This window comes from Aliiglaciecola lipolytica E3 (genome assembly GCF_000314975.1).
GTDB classification, from domain to species: Bacteria; Pseudomonadota; Gammaproteobacteria; order Enterobacterales; family Alteromonadaceae; genus Aliiglaciecola; species Aliiglaciecola lipolytica.
In genome coordinates this window covers 20,723-41,662 of sequence record NZ_BAEN01000051.1, presented here as the reverse complement: position 1 = coordinate 41,662, position 20,940 = coordinate 20,723, and the positions used below count along the sequence as shown (strand labels likewise).

Here is a 20,940-nt window from a genome sequence, read left to right as displayed (position 1 = left end):
TCTCTGTTACTGGAATGAGCCCTGGTTGGCTATCATGCATAAAACCACACATGATATATTAATGACCGATATGAAAACTTGTGCATCAATAAGGTTTTTTTAGCCAAAAACCAATTAAACAATCAATAACGGTGTGACAATGTAACCAATTCAACAACATTGTGTCAACCGAACATTAACATTTATTATTACCAATAGTGGATTCTTTGGTCATACCAAAACATAAGCACTTGTTTTGACGGGGATAATATTTGTTGAAAAAAAGGGCCTCTCAGAAAGAGACCCTCATTATAAATATTTGCGCGTTTAAAAGTTATCTACACAACTGTATTGGTTTGCAGCAATTTGTAGTCAAACTTTAAGCGCACGATTGCGCTACGAGAATAGAAGACCACCATTAATATCGACGTTGTTACCTGTCATATAAGATGATTCATCGTCGGCTAAAAAGCCAACCAATTTAGCCACTTCTTCTGAAGTTCCTTCGCGTTTAATACAGGTTGCACCGGCAACATTGGTACGAACCGCATCTGGCGTAAAGGTGTCATGGAAACCTGTGGAAATCATGCCTGGACATACCGAGTTAACCCGAATGTTTGGTCCCAATTCTTTAGCTAGACCACGAGTGAATGTAGATACCGCTCCTTTAGATGTAGCGTAAGGTATAGCGCCACCGCCACCACCATCGCGTGCGGCTTGTGAAGAGAAAGTAACAATCGTACTACCCGGCTTCATGTGCGGGATAACTGCTTGCGACATTAAAAACAAAGAGGTTAAGTTAACATCCAGTACTTTTTTCCAATGGGCTAGGTCCATCTCAACAATCTTTTTACGCTCCACTAGACCGCCAGACACATGCACCAAACAATCAATTGCACCATATTCGGAAAGCGCTGCATTTACCGTTTTATCGATACCGCTTTGCTCAGTTAGATCCGCTTGAATTGCTTTGGCTTTGCCGCCCGCAGCTTGAATTTTTGCAACGGTTTGTTCTGCTGTAGCTGCACTTGCATGGTAAGTAAGTAGAACACTAGCACCTCGCGCTGCTAATTCTACTGCACACGCAGCTCCAATATCTCTACCGCCACCAGCTACAATAGCTACTTTATCTGTCATTGACATTGTTTATTCTCCAAAAGTACTCGTTGTTGTTTATCAGCTGGTATCTGTGCCCTTTTCAATGTCAAATTCGCTATGTCGAATACCAAAAAGGGAACAAACGCGGCTGCCGTAGTAACTAAAGATTTACGGTAACCAACACAAAACTCATTGTCAACCAATAAAATAAAGAGTCTATTACCAAAAATAATTACCAAAAAAACACGCTGATATTTATGTTCCTTTTTTACCTCGCTAGTGAAATTAAGAGGCAGATAAACGTGAATTGATAGAGGTAATCGTTTAAAAAGTTTAAGCGCAGAGGGGCGCAGTGACAGATGTTATCTTCAATAAAAACAATAAAGTTGTCGAAATTTAATCATTTAATTAACTTCCCGTCTCTGCTAAATCCCAGCTAAGTAGAGTTAAAACGTGTCGTTAAGTGCCATCTTTGAGTCTAGTATTTTCAACATTTTTTCGACTACTTCTGGATGTTCTGATGCAACATTTTTTGTTTCTTGTTCATTACTAGAAAGTTCGTACAGTACATGTCCTTTGTTACTAAAACGGGTTAACCTAAAATTCCCCATGCGTAAAGTCTGGTTTTGCTGGCGATAGGCATAAGCTTCATGACCTTGTTTATCACTATCGTTAATGTATTCAAGTAGTGATCTCCCGTGTGCATGTTTTGGCTCTGACATTCCCGTTAGTTCTACCAAAGTTGGAAAAATATCAACCGTTTCACACTATACATTTTGTCCAGCAACCCATGCGCTACTCCAGGCCCATTGGAAGTTGTAGCCTCCGAGCCAACCAGTAACATCTACCACTTCGCCAATGAAAAATAGGCGTTCGACATCTTTGGCCATCATGGTTTTCGAGGACAGTTGATTGGTATCAACGCCTCCCAATGTCACCTCGGCAGTTCTATATCCTTCGGTACCGTTGGGTTTTAATTGCCATTGATGGAAGGCTGTGGAAACCTGTTCAAGCTGTTTACCTTGGAATTGTTTGAGGGGTTTATTATCGAGTCCTAAATAGGGTAGCGCCGTCTGAACATAGCGTTTGGGAAAGTGTTTAGATAACGCCGTCGCTAACAAGCTGTCTGGTGATTGCTGTTGGCTTTGCGTCAATTCTTCGAGCAAATCACCATTGGGGAATAGGTCAAACTCCACATGTTCACCCGGTTGCCAAAAAGACGATATTTGCAACACCGCAGGACCGCTTAAACCTCTGTGTGTAAACAAGATATTCTCATTGAAGCTCGTGTTATTGCAGCTTGCTCTAGCGTCCAAAGATATACCGCTTAACTCTGCTAATACGGTTTTGTCATGCTCGTGAAGTGTGAAAGGCACTAATCCTGCTCGAGTGGGTTTTATAGTTAGACCAAATTGTTCAGCTATTTTGTAGCCAAACGGTGAGGCTCCCAACTTGGGTATTGATAAACCACCCGTGGCCACAACCAAAGATTCGCATTGATATTCGCCTTTATTGGTTTGCAGGGTGTAACCTGAGGAGACTTTATCGATGTCGATAATTTCGCATTGGCTGGTTATCGCTGCACCGGCTTTTTCACATTCTTTTAGAAGTAGGTTTAGGATATCTTTGGCGGAGTTATCACAAAAAAGTTGGCCCAATGTCTTTTCATGGTAAGCGATGCCATATTCGGCGACCAAACCGATAAAATCCCATTGGGTGTATCGACTTAGCGCAGATTTACAATAATGTGGGTTATCTGAAAGAAAATTTTCAGGGCTGGCATACATGTTCGTGAAGTTACAACGACCACCGCCAGACATTAAAATTTTGCCACCTAAACGTTTGGCGTGATCGAGTACTTGCACTTTGCGACCGCGTTTTGCTGCTTCGGCTGCGCAAAAAAGACCAGCAGCGCCAGCACCGATCACAATCACATCATATTGTTTCAAATTTTTGTTCCGTTTTTAACAAGGGAATTGTTGCATCGTTTCATTGTGCGGTTTCTACGGGCTAAAGCCCGCACTACAGGTATATCACCACCTGTAGCATGGGATTTATCCCATGGAATTGTTCAACGTTTGCTCCGGGCTAAAGCCCGCACTACAGATATATCACCACCTGTAGCATGGGATTTATCCCATGGAACTGCTCAACGTTTGCTCCGGGCTAAAGCCCGCACTACAGATATATCACCACCTGTAGCATGGGATTTATCCCATGGAATTGTTCAACGTTTGTTCCGGGCTAAAGCCCGCACTACAGGTAACTTGGAATCTTTCCGTCATTTTTTCTAAGGGCTTAAGCCCGTACTACTTTTACTCGTGTTGGGCTCTATAATGCGTCTAACATGGTTTGAGCGTCACTGACTTCAAAGGTGCCTGGCTCTTCTTTGTTCACGATTTTAACCACACCGTCATCTACAAACATGCTATATCTAACGGAACGGTCACCACCGAATGAACCCGTATCGATATTCATCCCAATTGCACAGGTGAAACTAGCGTCACCATCAGCTAACATCAAAATTCCGTCAGCATTATGTTGTTTTCCCCATGCGTCCATCACAAAAGCGTCATTCACTGATAGGCAAATAATGCTATCAATGCCTTTGGCTTTAATTTGGTCTGCAAGCGCGACAAAGCCTGGCAAATGTGCTTCTGAACAAGTAGGCGTAAACGCACCTGGCACTGCAAAAAGTACTACTTTTTTATCTTCAAATAGCTGAGTAGTTGTCAATGTTTCCATTTTTCCGTTTATTCTGGCAGTCAATATAGCTTCAGGCAATTTACTGTTTGTACTGATCATCGTACTCTCCTGTAACATTATAAATTGGTAAAATAGACATCGAAACGAAGCTTTTTACCGTTAATAGACATATCTGGATTTTTACCGTTTAGAAAAGGCGCGGAATCTGGTCTTTTTACTACGACTCGCTGCCCAGCTAAGTTCAATGCAGGTCCCAATAAGTCATCCGCATCATTATCAGCGCCTAAAAATGCTTGAAATAGGCGCATTTCTTTTTTAACCAATGCTGATTTTTTACGATGCGGAAACATCGGATCCAAATATACAACATCAGGTTTAGTGCTCTGCCAATTGGCAAGCAGATTACTTGCTGCCCCATGAAAAAGCGCTGTCTGTTGAGGTAACCAATGACCTAACAATGGATGTAAAGCTGCACGCTTTAATCCATCTTCCAACAGAGCTGCAATTTCTTTTGAGCGCTCAATCATATCCACATGACAGCCAAAACTTGCCAAGACGAAAGCATCTCTTCCTAAACCTGCCGTAGCATCCAATATTCTAGGTAAAAATTGCCCTTTAATGCCTACTGCCTTCGCAATTGATTCTTTTTTAACACTCGTTTGTTGACGTCTAAAGGTCAGCGCATCTGAAGCAAAATCAACAAATACTCCACCTAATTTCGGTTCATCTAATTGTTTTAACGATAAATATTCACAATCTAGAACCAACGCTAAGCCAGAACTTAGTTGATTGTCAATCTCAAAACCCCACTTTTCTTGAAGCGCATTGGCTTGCTGTTGGAGTTCCGGATTAGTTGGCTCAGTTAAAATTAATTTAAGCATGACCGTAACGCTCTTTATACCCTAACCAGCGATTAATAATTGCTTGCGACTTTGCCGGAAAGTGCTGCCACATGTGTGACGCGATGTCTTGCACTTGTGGAATCAACTCTGCATCTCTGATTAAATCCGCTATTCGCAAATCTGCTAATCCGGTTTGCTTCGTGCCTAATAGTTCACCGGGACCGCGAATTTCCAAATCTTGTTGGGCAATATAAAAACCATCATGAGATTCACGCAAAACACGCAATCGTTTACTGGCTGTCTTAGATAATGGGCTTTGATACATGAGTACACAATGGCTTTCTACTGAGCCTCGCCCTACTCGTCCGCGAAGTTGATGGAGTTGCGCTAAGCCAAGACGTTCTGGATTTTCAATAATCATTAAACTTGCATTTGGTACATCTACTCCAACCTCAATGACCGTAGTTGCTACCAATAAGTCTAGCTCACCTTGTTTGAACTGATCCATGATGAGTTGTTTTTCTTGTGATTTCAAACGACCATGAACTAAGCCTACACTAAGCTCTGGCAACGCAGTACGTAGTGCAATAGCAGTGTCTTCTGCTGCTTGGCATTGCAACACTTCTGACTCGTCAATCAAGGTACATACCCAGTAAGTTTGGCGCTGTTGATTGACCGCAGCATTCCTGACCCGTTCAATTACCTCACCTCTGCGAGAATCGGGCAAAACAACTGTGGTTATAGGGGTGCGACCTGGTGGTAGTTCATCGATAATTGAAGTATCTAAATCTGCATATGCCGTCATTGCTAACGTGCGCGGAATGGGTGTGGCTGTCATAATTAATTGATGTGGAAACGCACCTTGTTGCTCGCCTTTTTCGCGCAACGCTAAACGTTGGTGAACGCCAAATCTATGCTGCTCATCCACAATCACTAAAGCCAGTTTGTGATACTCCACGGCATCCTGAAATACCGCATGAGTTCCTACCAGCATGTCAATTTGACCGCTTTTTAGATTGCTAAGGACTGCATCTCTGGCTTTGCCTTTTAACTTTCCAGCAAGCCAACCTACTTGAATATTTAAAGGTGTCAGCCATTGACTGAAGTTACTGGCATGTTGTTCTGCTAATAACTCCGTTGGAGCCATCATTACAACCTGAAACCCAGCTCCGATAGCGGATATTGCCGCCATTGCAGCCACTAAGGTTTTTCCAGAGCCAACATCGCCCTGTACCAGACGCATCATCGGTGAGTCTTGTTGCATATCCTGTTGAATATCCTTGACCACCCGAAGTTGCGCGCCAGTGGGTGTAAATGGCAAAGTCGCGAGAAATTGTTCAATGAGGTCTGTGGCCGCATTGATAGAATAGGTTTGTTGGCGCTTACTTTGCTGTCTCACTTTTAAAACGCTGAGATGATGAGCTAACAGCTCTTCGATAATTAGACGTTGTTGGGCTGGATGCTTTCCTTCTTCCAGTAGACTCAAAGCAACATCTGGAGGTGGTCGATGAACTAAAGTGAGAGCGTCTGCAAGGCTAATTTGAGTGGGATATAAGTTTTCTGGCATCAAATCTGCCAGACCACCTTGCTTTAATTTAGTTAGCGCCTGCTCACTTAGATTACGCAGGGTAATCTGCTTTACGCCTTCAGTGGTTGGGTAAACTGGTGTCAACGATTCTTCAAGCTCACTAACTGACTCTTCGCGTTTCACCTTGTACTCGGGGTGCATCATTTCCAAGCCAAACTTGCCCGCACGTACTTCACCAAACGCCTTGATGATTGTGCCTTTTTCCAAACTATTTTTCTGAGCGGCTGAAAAGTGGAAAAAACGCAATGTAAGCGTGCCTGTTTTATCACTTACCCGCACCACAAGCATGCGTTTGCGACCAAACTGCACATCACAGGACATCACTTCGGCTTCAACACTTGTATGCAAAAAAGGTTGTAAATCACCGATGGGATAAATTCGAGTACGATCCTCGTAACGAAGAGGCAAATGGAAAAGCATGTCCTGAACGGTAACCAGCCCGATTTTTTCGAGCTTTTCAGCAACTTTGCTTCCTACACCTTTTAACTCGGTCAATTTTGTTATTGCCAGAGACTGCATTTAAGCCTATTAATTCAGAACGTAACGACATGTTATTTTGCCCGACATTGGACAGATTACAACTATTCTTAATGCGATATTGTGTAATCTCGATGTAAGCGCTATTTTTGGTAAAGCAATTTATGCCATCAACTGACTATACGAAATGCACGTATTAGTTCATAGTTAGCAATAGAAATTCAACGACGTACGTTTTTATGAACTTAGATCCTATCTTTACCCACGTTAATAAACTTTGGCTGCTAATTCAAAGTGCAATCACTAATCCAAATACCTACGGTCAATTGGCCATTGTTTTATTTGTCTACTTAGTCGCATTCTGGTTAGCTCGAAAAATCCGCAATGCCATTGGTGTAACTCATTACGAACCATCAGAAAGCGCTCATCCTATGCGCAAACTTGCGTATCGCGTTGGCTACTTAGTTTATCCTCTGATCGCATTATTCACCCTCAAAATTATTATTGAGGCGGGTCAAAATGCCGGTTTTTCAGTTTGGCTTTTACACACGGCTTTAACCATTGCGGTGCTGTTGTTTTATTATTCCATGATCCGTGTATTTGTCGTAAACGCGATAGCAGCTAAATTGTTTCTTTGGGTAGGTTTACCCATACTGCTGCTGCATTTAACGGGCAATCTTCCTATTGTGATTTCGGCCTTAGAAGAAGTGTCGTTGAATTTGGGCAACGTCAATATCACGGCTTATGGCGTAGTCAGGGTAATTATATTTGGTGCGGTTTTATTTTGGCTTGGACGTGCTTCTAATAGTTTCGGTAAAGATATCATCCGCAAACAAGAGTCTATCGACATACGTACCAGAGAGGTATTTTCAAAACTCTTTGAAGTGGCCGTATTTTGTATTATCGCTCTACTGCTACTTAACGTTATGGGGATTAACCTCACTGCTTTGGCAGTATTTGGTGGGGCCGTAGGCGTTGGTTTGGGGCTAGGCTTACAGTCCATCGCGTCGAACTTTATTTCCGGCATTATCATCTTACTCGATCGCTCGTTAACCGTCGGCGATTTTGTTGAGATGGACGATGGTAGTAAGGGGTTTGTACGCGAATTTAGAATGCGTTACACGGTACTAGAAACCTACGACGGCAAAGATATTTTGGTTCCGAACGAAAAGTTCATTTCCAACTTAATGATCAACTGGACACATAAAGATCCTAAACAGAGGTATCGTGTTGATTTTTCGGTACCTTACGCCACTGATATCCGTACGATGGTAGAATTTATCAAAGAAGCGGTCGCTGAACATCCTTCGGTAATAAGTGGTGAGGATGTGCCTTTTGAGGAACGTCCTGACTGTGAGATAGATAGTTTCGGCGACTCTGGCGTTAACATGTTCGTGGAGTTTTGGATGGAAGGCATTGATGATGGTAAGAATCGCGTCGGTGGCGACTTAATGCTGATTATTTTTGAAACCTTAAGAGAAAATGGTATCGAGATTCCATTCCCGCAGCGCGAAGTACGTATTTTAAACGAAGAATCGTTAAGCGTTACGACCCCTAAATAGATTTGAAACATCAAAGCAGTGCCCAAACATTGCACTGCTTTGATAATTGCGCGTTACTACAAACTGAGTTTGGCTGCTTGTAGCAATAGTTCTGCAGAAGGTCTTACTTTAAAATTAGGGTTCACATAATTAAATTTAATTAACCCAGTTTTGTCAGTAATAAATATCGAAGGAGCTGGTAAAACGGCTCGATCACTTCCGGCTTCGTCGGTTAATTGAATGTTCCATTTCGATTTATAGGTATTTTTCGTTTCCATTGGCACGTAAAAACCGATTCCAAAGCCTTTAATGGCGTCCAAGCTTTCATCTGACAATAGCTGTACCGCAAATTCAGTCTCTAATTTTTGCTCTTGCAAGCGACTTGGAGATTCTGGAGAGATTGCTAATACTTGATAACCCAAATCGATAAGTTCTTGCTCAATATCCTTTAACTCGGCTAATTGACGACTACAATACGGGCACCACCCTCCCCGATAGAACAGAATAATCGAAGGCTTCTGCATAATCATTGCTTGTAGGCTCACGGGAGCACCCGTCGCTGTGCGCAGTGTAGCAGAAGGTATATTTTGACCATTTAACAATGGCGTAACGTCCTCTGCTGATTCAGCAATAGTTGTGCGATCTAAAGCAAAAGCATTTACCGATAAAAGAGTTATACAAATTCCTAAAATTTTGACAATACGCATAGTAGTTTCCATTTAAATAGTGAGTAGCAACCTAGACCTTAGAATAGCGGAATACATTTCAAAATATTTTTAACGCCCTAACAAGTTATTTTTGAAAATGAAGCATGGAATTTATCCAATGAAGATGTTTGGATTTCCTACTTTCTACGGGCTAAAGCCCGTACTACAGGTGAATCCCACGGAGATCTTTGGATCCCACGGAATGTAGCATGGGATTTATCCCATGGGTTGTTTGGAAATTTCTACTTGCTACGGGCTAAAGCCCGTACTACAGGTGAATCCCATGGAGTTGTTGGGACCTCCATGGAATGTAGCATGGGATTTATCCCATGGGTTGTTTGGAAATTTCTATATGCTACGGGCTAAAGCCCGCGCTACAGGTGAATCCCATGGAGTTGTTGGGACCTCCACGGAATGTAGCATGGGATTTATCCCATGGGTTTTTTGGAAATTTCTACTTTCTACGGGCTAAAGCCCGCACTACAGGTGAATTCCATGGAGTTGTTGGGACCTCCACGGTATGTAGCATGGGATTTATTCCATGAGGGTATTTGGAAATTTCTACTTGCTACTTGCTACGGGCTAAAGCCCGCACTACAGGTGAATCTCATGGAGGTGTTGGGACCTCCAAAGAATGTAGCATGGGATTTATCCCATGGAGTTGTTGGGACCTCCACAGAATGTAGCATGGGATTTATCCCATGGGGGTGTTTGGGTTTTCTACTTGCTACGGGCTGAAGCCCGCACTACAGCCCGCACTACAGCCCGTACTACAGATCATTGAATTGCAATGCTCGCCACCAATCATCGTCGGCGACAATTTTGCCTTCTTCGTTGATGTGGGGATAGGGAAGGTTTTTTTCGTCACAAACGCGACGAAATTGGGGATATCCCCCTTCAAATAACGTTTTTTGACAATCTGATTCGGCTAATTGCTGCACATCATACATACCCGCGATGGTGCGTTGTCTTTGCGCTTCATATAAAACAAGGGCTGCAGCCACACTCACGTTTAGCGATTGGACCATTCCTACCATTGGAATAACTATCTCTTGATCCGCTAAATCGATCGCTTCTTGGGTAGCACCATGTTTTTCTTGTCCTAAAATTATCGCCGTTGGCTTAGAATAATCGACGTCGCGAAAATCTACTGCGCTGTCTGAAAGGTGCGTTACCAACACCTGCATCTTTTGGTTTTTTAGGTGACCAATCGCATCTTCAATGCTGTCGTGGTTCTCGACGTATACCCAGTTTTGGCTTCCCATGGCCGTTCCACCGCGCAAGCCTTTGGTTTTATCATCCCAAACAGCATGCACTTTGTGAATGCCCACAGCATCACAGCTTCTAACCACTGCGGAAACATTGTGTGGCTTATGAACCTGTTCTAAGCACACAGTCAAACTGGGCTGTCGTTTACTCAGAATTGCCCGAATTTTTTGATAACGCTCTGGTGACACCTGAAACTCCTAGTGCTGAAAGTTCACACTCACTCGGGCAATTCCATAATGCCATCAATTTCGATTTGTGCACCTTTAGGAAGTTCTTTCACGCCTATTGCAGCGCGCGCAGGATAAGGTTGTTTAAAGTACTGGCTCATAATTTCATTCACTGTGGCGAAATTAGATAAATCAGTTAGGAAAATATTCACTTTGACCAAGTCGTGTGTATTACCACCAGCGGCTTCACACACTGCCGTCACATTTTCAAACACCTGAATCGCTTGTGCTTTAAAGTCATCTGAAACCATTTCCATGGTTTCTGGAACCAATGGGATCTGACCTGACAAATACACAGTCGTGCCTGATTTAACGGCCTGGCTATATGTACCAATAGCTTGTGGGGCCCGGTCAGTATGAATAACGGACTTTGACATAATTTTTTTACCTTAGTTGTGTCGAATTTGACTATGACGTGAGACTTTTTGCACCTCTGGCATCGAACGTATTTTGCGCATTACCTTTGCCAGATGTACACGATTTTTAGTAGTTAATTCAATATCAATATAGTAGACATTGCTTTCTTTCTCTTCGGTTTGAAGACCAATTATATTGGAATCACATGACGCTACAGCGTTGGTTAATGTCGCCAAGGTGCCTTGGTGATTAATCAATTCAATTCGTACCGATGCTTTAAATTCACCTTGTGCTTTACTATCCCAATTCATGGGCAATACACGCTGCGGCTCTTCCTTACTTAACTTACGAATATTGCTACAACCCACTTGATGGATGACCATCCCTCTTCCTGGGCTTAAAATAGCGATAATTTCATCATCAGGAATGGGGTAACAACACTTTGGATAGGTTACTAATAGTCCCTCCGTGCCGCGAATAGCAACATTGTGACTTTTATCCGGCAACTCTTCAGATTCACCTAATAATCGACGTGCAACAATTGCACTCAATTCATTACCCAAACCGATATCTGACAATAATTCATCGAACGAATTGTGTTTGGTTTCTGCCACGACACGATCTCTATCTGCCTGCGGAATATCGTCTAATTTTCTCGCGCCTAAGGCATGACGTAACAGACGATTTCCCATACTGATGGCTTCTTCGGATTGTTGACGCTTTAGGTAATGGCGTATATTCGAACGCGCTCGTGCACTGACCACGAAATTCAGCCAATTTGCATTTGGTTTTGCTCTTGGTGACGTAATGATCTCTACAGATTGTCCATTTTGCAGCGGTTTATTGAGTGAGTAGTTACGTCGCTCTACACGTACGCCAACACAAGAGTTACCTACGTCAGTATGTACTGCATAAGCAAAATCGACGGGGGTAGCGCCCATTGGTAATTCGATAATTCTGCCATCGGGGGTGAATACGTATATTTCTTCTGGAAAAAGATCGGTTTTTACGTTTTCAATAAATTCAAAAGATGAACTCGCACTTTGTTGCAATTCCAATAACGACTGCATCCATTTACGCGCCCTGACCTGAGCAGTTGTACCCTGCTGTGTTTCGCCATCGTCTTTATAGATCCAATGCGCTGCGACACCTTTGTCAGCCATTTGGTCCATTTCAGCGGTACGAATTTGAATCTCTACCGGGATACCATGGGGACCAATTAACGATGTATGTAACGATTGATAACCATTGGTGCGCGGGATTGCCACATAGTCTTTAAAACGCCCTTCGATAGGCTTGTATAATCCATGCATAGCGCCCAAAGCACGATAACAGCTATCCACAGAATCAACGATGACGCGAAATGCGTAAATATCCATCACTTCGTTGAACAACAGTTCTTTGTTCTTCATTTTTCGGTAAATGGAATACAAATGTTTTTCACGACCCACAACCTGTCCATTCAAGCCATTTGCTTTTAGGCGAGTTTCTACTTCTTCACGGGTGTTTTCGATAATTTCTTTGCGGTTGCCACGAGCTTGTTTCACTGCTGCTGAGAGCGCTCTATGTCGCATCGGATACATAGCTTGAAAACCTAAATCTTCGAGCTCGTTTTTAATATCATGAATACCAAGACGATGAGCAATAGGTGCGTATATTTCTAATGTTTCGCGGGCAATTCTGCGACGCTTATCTGGACGCAACGAACCAAGGGTGCGCATATTGTGCGTTCTGTCGGCTAATTTGATGAGAATGACACGAATATCCTGCACCATCGCCATCATCATCTTTCGAAAATTTTCTGCCTGCGCTTCTTGCTTTGAGCTGAACTGAATCTTATCTAGTTTGGAGACACCTTCGACCAAATCGCCGACCGTTTCTCCAAATTCTCGAACCAAATCATCTTTTGAATAGTGTGTATCTTCGATAACATCATGCAGTAATGCTGATTTAATCGTTTCCTCATCTAGATGCATATCGGCGAGGATACCTGCCACAGCGACAGGATGAGTGATGTAAGGATCACCACTGGATCGCATTTGTCCGTCATGGGCGTCTTTAGCCAAAACGTAAGCAGCCTGAATAGCCTCGACAGAATCGGGCGGCAGGTAATCGCTTAACTTGTGTTTAAGGCCTTCGAATAAATACACGTAACAAATTGCTTTTGCTTAACTTGGTGGTTAAGAATACGGGGATTTTCTGTGCTTGTCAGCCGATAAGTTTATCCTGAGCTCAGAAGAGCTCAGGATGGCCTAAATTTTACTCAGAAAGGATGTTTGCAACTGAAGCAAATTCAGCTTGATCTTCGTCTTGTTGATCACGAATTGCTTCTGCTGCGATAGTTGAAGCATCAACAAAACCTTCTTCAATTTCACGAAGCGCGATAACCGTGGCTTTGTCATTTCCCATAGGAACATGTGCATCTTTGCCTTCGATAGCAATCTGACGTGCACGCTTAGCTGCAACTAAAACTAAATCGAAACGATTGCCAATCTTGTCTACGGCATCTTCTACTGTTACACGAGCCATAATTTTCTCCGTGGTGGTCGGTATTGTCTAAAGGTGTTCAAAAAAAGGTCGAGTAGTTTACGTTTTTATTGGCCTGATGAAAAGATCTTTCACGATCAATAGGCAGTTTATTTTCCAAGTAAATTGGCAAATAAGTTTGCATGACGTATTACTTGCTTCTCTTTTCTTAGTCTGCGAGCACTTACTATCGCGTCTAACTCATTTAAAGCGGAATCAAAATCATCGTTCACAACAATGAAGTCAAACTCATGGTAATGGGAAATCTCGGACACTGCTTCATGCATGCGTTTTTCAATTACCTCATCAGAGTCTTGTTTGCGCTGGGTTAAACGTCTAAACAACTCATCTCTGGATGGCGGAGCAACAAATACTGTAGCAGTATCCGGAATCTGCGCCTTAACTTGACGAGCACCTTGCCAGTCAATATCCAAGAAAATATCAGTTCCTTCTTTTAAGGTTTTTTCGATAACAACGCGCGATGTACCGTAATAATTACCAAATACTTCAGCCCATTCAAAAAAAACCTGTTGTTCAATCAGCTTTTCAAATTCTTCTCTGGAAACGAAATGATAGTGCTCACCATTAACTTCCCCAGGCCTTGGCGCACGGGTGGTGTGTGACACCGACACTTGCATTTTATTGCTATGCATATTGGATTCACTGTGGCGTTCCAACAACGCATTGATTAGGCTTGACTTACCCGCACCAGAAGGAGCGGCCAAAATGAATAAATTACCAGGAGCTTGTGCCATAAATTTTTATAAAATAACTGTCGCGAATTTTCTGCAATGTTAACATATTCTGACTTATTACCTAATTAGCAGATCACATTATGAATGACAGCCAGTATCATCAACTTGTAGAAGACGTATTTATGCAGCTAGAAGAAGCATTGGACGTGTGTGAAGTGGATATCGATTACGAATCAGCAGAAGGAATACTCACTTTAGAGTTCCCGAATAAGTCAAAAATCATTCTCAACAAACAAGCGCCTTTGCATCAACTTTGGGTTGCCACTAAATATAATGGTCATCACTTTAATTTTCAGCAAGACGTGTGGATTGACGAACGCACAGGTGTTGAGTTTTGGTCATTTATCGATGAAGCCGCAAGTAAACAAGCAGAACAACCCGTAAAATTATCTTAATTGAAACGAAAGGAATCAGCTCCATGACAGAACAGATCTTGCCATATGTTGAAGTAAATCCAACCAAACCCCATAATGCCGTGGTCATATGGATGCACGGATTGGGTGATTCAGGTAATGGTTTTGCGCCGATAGTGCCTGAACTAAAGTTGCCAAGCAGCATGGCGGTGCGCTTTGTATTTCCTCATGCTCCAGTAAGACCTGTTACTATTAACAACGGTATGCCAATGCGCGCTTGGTACGATATCAAAACCATGGATTTTAACAATCGTGCAGATGTGGATGGCGTGCTTGATTCCGCTGATAAAGTGGCTGATTTAATAGAAGCTGAAAAAGCCAAAGGTATTCCGGCAGATCGCATCGTGTTAGCTGGATTTTCTCAAGGCGGTGTAATTGCATTGCATTTAGGTACCCGATACCCAGAAAAGCTTGCGGGTATTATGGCGTTGTCAACTTACATGTGTGAACCCGAAAAGTTAGCCTCGCAAGCTCATGACGCGAATAAAAATACTGAGATATTATGTGCACATGGCCAACAAGATGAAGTAGTCCCGCTATTTTTAGGACATTCTGCGTTTAAGGTTTTAGAAGACATCGGTTATCCAGTGAAATGGAAAGAATACCCTATGCAACATAATGTTTGTGTTCAGGAAATTCGCGATATTTCTGAATGGTTGCAAGAGCGTTTAGGTTGATTTTTAATCAATTCAACTTGATCAAGTGACTTGCCAAGGCTGCACCAACGCGCTATATGTTTAAATAGAACAGAAGTTTAATCGGGATAACACGGGTTTTGCTAATAAAAGAAACAAGCGTAAATGCATTCGATGATGCACTCAAAGAATTCATGATGCGCACTAAACCACAGCTATTAAATATGCTGGCCAACATGGTAAATGTGGCTGAAGCAGAAGAAATTTTGCAAGAAGCCTATTTAAAAATTTATTTGTTGGTGAGTAAAAACCCAAATAAACAAAACCCGTTGCAACAACTTTTGGCATTGCAACCGATGTTAATTGCTATGTCGAAAAATATGGCAATCAGCAACTTGCGACATCAGAAGGTTGTTAGTTCACATATTCAAAACAGTGTTTTGATGTGGGTAGAAAGCGATGAAGCGCAGGCATTGAGCTCAGAATCAACGTTGGTGCAAGAAAGTGAACGCGAAATTTTACTGCAAGCGATTAACCAATTGCCTCCCATCTGTCGCCAAGTATTTGTGCAACGAAAACTACACGCTAAAAGCCACGCTGAAATCGCAAAAATGCTAGGTATTTCCAATAAAACAGTAGAAAATCACTTAGCAAAAGGCTTAATGCTTTGTCGTAAATATGTTGCCGAGTTAAATATAGTCGAAAAATCGCAATTAAAGGTAAATGCACGTTGAGTATCGAACAGTGGACGGGTTATGAAGTCTCAGAAGCGACGCTTTTAGAAGCGGCGAACTGGATTGCGTCTTTAGATAGCAACGAGTTAAATGACGACCAACAAATAGCATTTCACCAATGGCTCCAAAGTGCGCCTGAGAATCAGCATGCCTATTTAGAATTGTCTGAACTGTGGGCGAAAACCGCATGTTTGAATAGTATGCATGAGTTTATCGAAAAATCTGTGGTCATTCCTTTCCCTACCGAAAAGCCAGAAGAAAAGCCACAACCAGTAACCTACGCAGCTGGACCAAGCTGGGCTTATTCGCTGACCATAGGCTTGATTTGTTTTGGTATGACATTACCGATAATTCAACATTTCGTTTAGACCTCTTCTTTCGTTTTTCTCCTCATTTCATATTTTTTGTTAAATTAGTGTAAACCTCTGTAGGGGTTTTTTAATGTTCGTGCGTTTATCTGTTAACAATCCAAACAATAACGAGTTTTTTCGATGTTGAGATGGAATGAAAAAAATAATAAAAGCCCCACAAAAACAGGTACACATATGAAACAACTAAAAAACCACAGCGAAAATCGCTTTTTTAAACCCAATTTACTGTCATTTACCATTGCCGCGCTTATGACCATGCCGGTTGCTGCGCAGCAAACCGAAACGGAAGACCCCAAAAACGTTGAAAAAATACAGGTTGTAGGTACTCACATCAAAGGCGGTCAAGTCGCGGAAGCATTGGCAATTTCTGTATTAGATGCGGATGCAATCGGCTCCCTTGGTATAGATTCAATTGATGATTTGCTACAGGTCATCCCTGAAAATGGACAAAACTTTTTTAACGAAGCTGAAAATATCGGTGGAGGCGTCAATGCGGCCCGTGGTGATATTGGTACATACAATTTACGTAATTTAGGTACAGGTAATACACTTGTATTGTTAAATGGCCGACGTTTAGTAAATTCTGCCTCATACCAAACTGAAGAAGTGGGTGGCAGTTTTGTGCCCGTAAACTCGGTCAATGTGAACACCATCCCGGTAGTTGGATTAGACCGTGTTGAAGTGTTACGCGATGGTGCTTCTGCGATTTACGGAGCAGATGCCGTTGCCGGCGTTGTCAATCACGTTCTCAAATCCGATTTTGTCGGTTTTACTATTTCAGGCCGCTGGGCAGAGTATGAAAATATTCCACGCGACACACAAACACTGACCGTGGAATGGGGTAAAGATTTCAACAACGGCAGAACCAATATCAGTGCTTTTGTGAATTATTATGCTAGAGACAGAGTCAATTCACAGGATGATCCACGTTGGGCAAATTCAGATTTTCGCTCACGTATTCCCGAGGGTTCTTTGTGGGAAGGTGATACCGCATTTCGAAATGACACTGCAAATTCTCTGTTTGGCCAATATGATGTGGTTAGTAGCGCATCGGCAGCCGGACTCACCGATATGTTTACCGATAATGCCGGCGAATTTGAAACTTATCCGATTGGCGACGAACGTTGCGAATATGTGATTAACGCAACAACATGTGGCGGACAGGATGGCCAAGGTACATACCGTTTAAACCTTAACGCTGACCGTGATATTAGTTCAGAACTGAAACGCTTTAACTTTTTTGCCTTTATCAATCACGAGTTTGAAAATGGCATGGAAGCATTTACCGAACTTTCTTTCTATAAATCAGAAACTAATTTACGTCGTCATGCCACCGCTCCCTTCACCACCTCAAAACTGAGAGTGGGCGCAGAAAACTATTACAATCCTTTCGGACCTTGTGGCTCACCGAATAGATTGCCTGATGAAATGATCCCCGATGTACCTTGCTCTGGCTTGGAGCTGACAATCGACAACTATCGGTTTGCAGAACTGCCTCGAATCGTTGATAACGACGGCAAAAATTTCCGATTTTTACAAGGATTTAGAGGTGTAATGGGTGACTGGGACTGGGAAACAGCCGTCTCGTACTCGAAAGCAGAAAAAGACGATGTCACCCATAATCGCGTCTCAAACAACCTCATTTCTGAAGCGTTATTTGATTCAACAGAAGCTGCTTATAATCCGTTCAGTGGTGGACTTAACTCAAACATTGAACGCGCGTTAATCGACGTTGTACGATTAAGTGAAACCGAACTAACCACTTTCGACGTGAAATTTTCTCATCCTGAAATATTCACCTTACCCGCTGGACCTGTGGGATTCGTAGTCGGTTTAGAATATCGCGAAGAATCGTTTGTCGATGATCGAGACGATCGTTTAGACGGCACTATTACTTTTACGGATTATGAAGGTGACACTTATCCGTACGTATCTGATGTCGTGAACTCAAGCCCAACGCCAGATAGCTCAGGCGAGCGCGAAGTATCGTCCTTGTTTGGTGAGGTACAAATACCTATCTTTGAAACTCTAAATGCGCAAGTCGCTCTGCGTTACGAAGATTTCTCTGATGTCGGTAATACTACAGTTGGCAAAGTTGCTTTTGGTTGGCGTCCACTTGATGAAGTGTTGGTACGCGGATCTTGGTCTGAAGCATTTCGTGCACCTAACTTGATTACAATTAATGAAAGCATTGTGGCAAGAAACAATACTCGCACGGATTACACCTGTCTGTATGCTGCTGAAAATGGCGGTGATCCTGATCAAGACATCCTTGATTGCACCAACTCGGTACAACGTATTGCCCAAGGTAGCGACAATCTCAAGCCAGAAGAATCAACCAATACGTCAGTAGGTATCGTATTAACGCCAACTGATGAAATTACTTTTACCCTTGATTATTGGTCGATCCAAAAAGAAAACACGATTGGATTGTACGGTGAAGAAAATCATACTTTATTAGATTTGCTATTACGTCTTGAAAACGGCACCGCAAATTGTGGTTCAGGGCAATTCAATTCAGCTGTTTCTCGTCAGGACGCGGATAGTAACCAAACCCCAGTATATGAGGCGGCTGGCATATGTCCGGCAGGCGACATTCAATTTATAGATGATCAATATGCTAATTTAGACGACCGTAATTTATCCGGATTTGATGTCGGTTTTTATTACAATGTGGATACAGAAGTTGGACGCTTCAAATTCAGTTACAACGGTTCATTCATCGATGAGTTTGAACAACAAGCCGGTGGTGATGCAGCACGATTAGTGGAGGCCCAACAAAGTGGATTAATTCCTGCTAGTTACCCAGTTTCTGGATTCGCAGATTTAATTGGTCAGGATGGAAATCAAAAACAACGTCATTCTATGCGTCTTTCATGGCGTGAAGGTGACTTTGGCGCGTCGTTGAGCGGAAACAGAATTGGTAGCTTTTACCAAAGTTCTTTAACGTTAGATGACGGAACACGTTATGAAATTCCTGCTATGACAACGTTTAATGCCACGTTTGATTACACCTTCGATTATCAGGATATAGAAACACGCTTACGATTTGGTATTCGTAATCTTACTGATGAAAGAGCCCCTCTGGCTGACAGATACTTCGGATATTTTTCCGATGCTCATAGTGACTACGGCCGCAGTTTCTACGTGGACTTCAGAACAAAACTTTAAATCACGTCTAATCGGTGGGCAGGCTTGCCCACCTACAACTTTCTCTATGTTAAGGCAGTAATATGAGTAATAGCTTACCGGATATAACCGATCAGCAACGTGGCAAATATCAAAATGTAGGTTTATTGGCTGGTCCAGGTTTATTCGTTCTAATGATGCTACTAGGAACCACTCAAACCACAATGGACCCCACAGCCTGGCGCGTAGCTGCTGTAGGAATTTGGATGGCAGTATGGTGGGCGACAGAAGCTGTTCCTGTACCGGTGACCGCTTTTTTACCAATCGTCACCTTTCCTTTTTTAGATATAACTTCATTGTCTGAAGCTACCTCCGCTTATGCAAATCCGATTATTTATTTGTTTATGGGTGCGTTTATTTTAGCCCTCGCGGTTGAGCGTTGGAACTTGCACAAGCGCATTGCACTGGTGATTTTGTCGTACACCGGCACTGATGGCTGTCACTTAATTGGTGGGTTTATGATAGTGGCAGCGCTATTGTCAATGTGGATGACAAATACCTCTACCACCATGATGTTGATGCCCATCGCATTATCAGTAACCCATGCCATTGCAGAGCACAATCCACATTTAAGTAAACAACAGACTAAGTCTTTCCAAGTGGCAATGTTATTAGGATTGGCTTACGCGGCCACGATTGGCGGATTAGCGACGTTAGTTGGTACTCCCCCTAACGCGCTTTTAGCTGCTTTTTTAGCTGAAAATTATGGGATTAAATTGACGTTTGCTAGTTGGATGGCACTAGGTGTGCCAGTTATGTTACTGATGCTCCCCTTAGCCTGGTGGTCATTGACTCGCTGGAGTTTTAAGATTGATATCCCTGAAAATCCTGTGATTCACGAGCACCTAAACGAGCTGCGCAAGAATCTTGGCCCAATGACCAGCGCCGAAAAGCGCGTCGCAATTGTATTTTCATTGGTCGTATTGTTTTGGATAATTAGACGACCTGTTTCCTCACTTTTCGGGATTGATTTCCTCACAGATACCGGCATTGTCATGACTGCCGCGTTATTACTGTTTTTGTTGCCCAGCGGTGACAAAATTCAATCACAACTGATGATTTGGCATGATGTAAACCGGCTTCCATGGGGTGTGTTGATATTATTTGGCGGCGGTTTAAGTCTTGCTGCCGCAGTATCTTCGTCCGGTTTGGCAACTTGGTTAGGTGGAAGTTTAATGCCGTTGGGCGCATTCGGTGTATTTACACTGGTTATTGCAGCAACCGCGTTAGTTATATTTTTAACTGAATTGACCAGTAACGTAGCTACAGCTGCGACTTTTTTACCCGTCGTCGCCGCAGTAGCATTAGAACTGGGGGTTTCTCCCTTACTACTGTGCATTCCTATCACATTGGCGGCTAGTTGTGCATTTATGCTACCTGTTGCCACCCCACCAAACGCCATTGTGTTTGCGTCTGGCGTATTGACCATCCCGCAAATGGTTAGAGCAGGCTTGGTATTGAATATCGTTGGCTTAATACTTCTGAGTATTGTGTCAATCTGGCTTGCACCTTTAATTTTCTTATGA

Annotated in this window: 22 protein-coding genes; 10 read left to right on the top strand and 12 right to left on the bottom strand. The window is 42.7% G+C overall.

What is annotated here, in order from left to right:
* Window positions 1-375: 375 nt before the first annotated feature.
* From GLIP_RS13220 to GLIP_RS13205, 3 genes are all read right to left on the bottom strand, one after another.
* Window positions 376-1,122 (bottom strand): SDR family NAD(P)-dependent oxidoreductase, encoded by a 747-nt coding sequence (locus tag GLIP_RS13220; RefSeq protein WP_008845144.1) that lies wholly within the window; start codon window positions 1,120-1,122, stop codon window positions 376-378.
* 401 nt (window positions 1,123-1,523) lie between these two features.
* Complete coding sequence (locus GLIP_RS13210; protein ID WP_008845143.1) at window positions 1,524-1,799, bottom strand: alkaline phosphatase family protein; 276 nt, start codon at window positions 1,797-1,799, stop codon at window positions 1,524-1,526.
* A 45-nt stretch (window positions 1,800-1,844) separates the two neighbouring features.
* On the bottom strand, window positions 1,845-3,026 hold the full coding sequence (locus GLIP_RS13205; RefSeq protein WP_008845142.1) for a BaiN/RdsA family NAD(P)/FAD-dependent oxidoreductase: 1,182 nt from the start codon (window positions 3,024-3,026) through the stop codon (window positions 1,845-1,847).
* 30 nt (window positions 3,027-3,056) lie between these two features.
* Here GLIP_RS13205 and GLIP_RS21935 point away from each other — a divergent pair, with 30 nt between their 5' ends.
* Window positions 3,057-3,371, top strand: a complete 315-nt coding sequence (locus GLIP_RS21935; RefSeq protein WP_153886337.1) for a hypothetical protein — start codon at window positions 3,057-3,059, stop codon at window positions 3,369-3,371.
* A 37-nt stretch (window positions 3,372-3,408) separates the two neighbouring features.
* On the opposite strand, the gene GLIP_RS13200 is transcribed toward GLIP_RS21935, so the two are convergent.
* The 3 genes from GLIP_RS13200 to recG are packed head-to-tail and all read right to left on the bottom strand — an operon-like array spanning window position 3,409 to window position 6,732.
* The gene (locus GLIP_RS13200; RefSeq protein ID WP_008845141.1) at window positions 3,409-3,882 is read right to left on the bottom strand and encodes a peroxiredoxin; all 474 of its coding nucleotides are present in this window, start codon (window positions 3,880-3,882) and stop codon (window positions 3,409-3,411) included.
* A gap of 17 nt (window positions 3,883-3,899) precedes the next feature.
* Window positions 3,900-4,664, bottom strand: coding sequence for a class I SAM-dependent methyltransferase (locus GLIP_RS13195; protein WP_008845140.1), 765 nt, complete (start codon window positions 4,662-4,664; stop codon window positions 3,900-3,902).
* Complete coding sequence (recG, locus tag GLIP_RS13190) at window positions 4,657-6,732, bottom strand: ATP-dependent DNA helicase RecG (protein WP_008845139.1); 2,076 nt, start codon at window positions 6,730-6,732, stop codon at window positions 4,657-4,659. The genes GLIP_RS13195 and recG overlap by 8 nt, the downstream gene beginning before the upstream one ends.
* 197 nt (window positions 6,733-6,929) lie before the next feature.
* On the opposite strand from recG, the gene GLIP_RS13185 reads away from it, so the two are divergent.
* Complete coding sequence (locus GLIP_RS13185) at window positions 6,930-8,252, top strand: mechanosensitive ion channel family protein (protein ID WP_008845138.1); 1,323 nt, start codon at window positions 6,930-6,932, stop codon at window positions 8,250-8,252.
* Between the two features lie 56 nt (window positions 8,253-8,308).
* On the opposite strand, the gene GLIP_RS13180 is transcribed toward GLIP_RS13185, so the two are convergent.
* On the bottom strand, window positions 8,309-8,938 hold the full coding sequence (locus GLIP_RS13180; protein WP_008845137.1) for a peroxiredoxin-like family protein: 630 nt from the start codon (window positions 8,936-8,938) through the stop codon (window positions 8,309-8,311).
* A gap of 283 nt (window positions 8,939-9,221) precedes the next feature.
* On the opposite strand from GLIP_RS13180, the gene GLIP_RS13175 reads away from it, so the two are divergent.
* Window positions 9,222-9,410, top strand: a complete 189-nt coding sequence (locus GLIP_RS13175; protein WP_040522935.1) for a hypothetical protein — start codon at window positions 9,222-9,224, stop codon at window positions 9,408-9,410.
* A 23-nt stretch (window positions 9,411-9,433) separates the two neighbouring features.
* The gene (locus GLIP_RS13170) at window positions 9,434-9,676 is read left to right on the top strand and encodes a hypothetical protein (protein ID WP_040522934.1); all 243 of its coding nucleotides are present in this window, start codon (window positions 9,434-9,436) and stop codon (window positions 9,674-9,676) included.
* Between the two features lie 32 nt (window positions 9,677-9,708).
* Here the strand turns inward: GLIP_RS13170 and trmH are convergent, their stop codons facing one another.
* From trmH to gmk, 5 genes are all read right to left on the bottom strand, one after another.
* Window positions 9,709-10,395: a tRNA (guanosine(18)-2'-O)-methyltransferase TrmH gene (gene trmH, locus GLIP_RS13165; RefSeq protein WP_008845136.1), complete on the bottom strand. Its 687-nt coding sequence runs from the start codon at window positions 10,393-10,395 to the stop codon at window positions 9,709-9,711.
* Window positions 10,396-10,424: 29 nt separating this feature from the next.
* Window positions 10,425-10,811, bottom strand: coding sequence for a RidA family protein (locus tag GLIP_RS13160; protein WP_008845135.1), 387 nt, complete (start codon window positions 10,809-10,811; stop codon window positions 10,425-10,427).
* Between the two features lie 12 nt (window positions 10,812-10,823).
* Window positions 10,824-12,941, bottom strand: a complete 2,118-nt coding sequence (gene spoT / locus GLIP_RS13155; protein ID WP_008845134.1) for a bifunctional GTP diphosphokinase/guanosine-3',5'-bis pyrophosphate 3'-pyrophosphohydrolase — start codon at window positions 12,939-12,941, stop codon at window positions 10,824-10,826.
* A 109-nt stretch (window positions 12,942-13,050) separates the two neighbouring features.
* A complete protein-coding gene (rpoZ, locus tag GLIP_RS13150) occupies window positions 13,051-13,320 on the bottom strand; it encodes a DNA-directed RNA polymerase subunit omega (RefSeq protein ID WP_008845133.1) in 270 nt (89 codons plus the stop codon).
* 107 nt (window positions 13,321-13,427) lie between these two features.
* Complete coding sequence (gmk, locus tag GLIP_RS13145) at window positions 13,428-14,072, bottom strand: guanylate kinase (protein WP_008845132.1); 645 nt, start codon at window positions 14,070-14,072, stop codon at window positions 13,428-13,430.
* An 80-nt stretch (window positions 14,073-14,152) separates the two neighbouring features.
* Between gmk and cyaY the strand changes: the two genes are divergently transcribed.
* From cyaY to GLIP_RS13115, 6 genes are all read left to right on the top strand, one after another.
* Complete coding sequence (gene cyaY, locus GLIP_RS13140; protein ID WP_008845131.1) at window positions 14,153-14,467, top strand: iron donor protein CyaY; 315 nt, start codon at window positions 14,153-14,155, stop codon at window positions 14,465-14,467.
* 23 nt (window positions 14,468-14,490) lie between these two features.
* The gene (locus GLIP_RS13135) at window positions 14,491-15,162 is read left to right on the top strand and encodes an alpha/beta hydrolase (RefSeq protein ID WP_008845130.1); all 672 of its coding nucleotides are present in this window, start codon (window positions 14,491-14,493) and stop codon (window positions 15,160-15,162) included.
* A gap of 98 nt (window positions 15,163-15,260) precedes the next feature.
* Window positions 15,261-15,854, top strand: coding sequence for an RNA polymerase sigma factor (locus GLIP_RS13130; protein WP_008845129.1), 594 nt, complete (start codon window positions 15,261-15,263; stop codon window positions 15,852-15,854).
* Window positions 15,851-16,222 (top strand): FecR/PupR family sigma factor regulator, encoded by a 372-nt coding sequence (locus tag GLIP_RS13125; protein WP_008845128.1) that lies wholly within the window; start codon window positions 15,851-15,853, stop codon window positions 16,220-16,222. Before GLIP_RS13130 ends, GLIP_RS13125 begins: the two co-directional genes overlap by 4 nt.
* A gap of 177 nt (window positions 16,223-16,399) precedes the next feature.
* Window positions 16,400-19,396 carry a TonB-dependent receptor domain-containing protein gene (locus tag GLIP_RS13120; RefSeq protein WP_008845127.1) on the top strand — a complete coding sequence of 999 codons (2,997 nt, stop codon included), beginning with the start codon at window positions 16,400-16,402 and terminating at the stop codon, window positions 19,394-19,396.
* A gap of 62 nt (window positions 19,397-19,458) precedes the next feature.
* Complete coding sequence (locus tag GLIP_RS13115) at window positions 19,459-20,940, top strand: SLC13 family permease (protein ID WP_008845126.1); 1,482 nt, start codon at window positions 19,459-19,461, stop codon at window positions 20,938-20,940.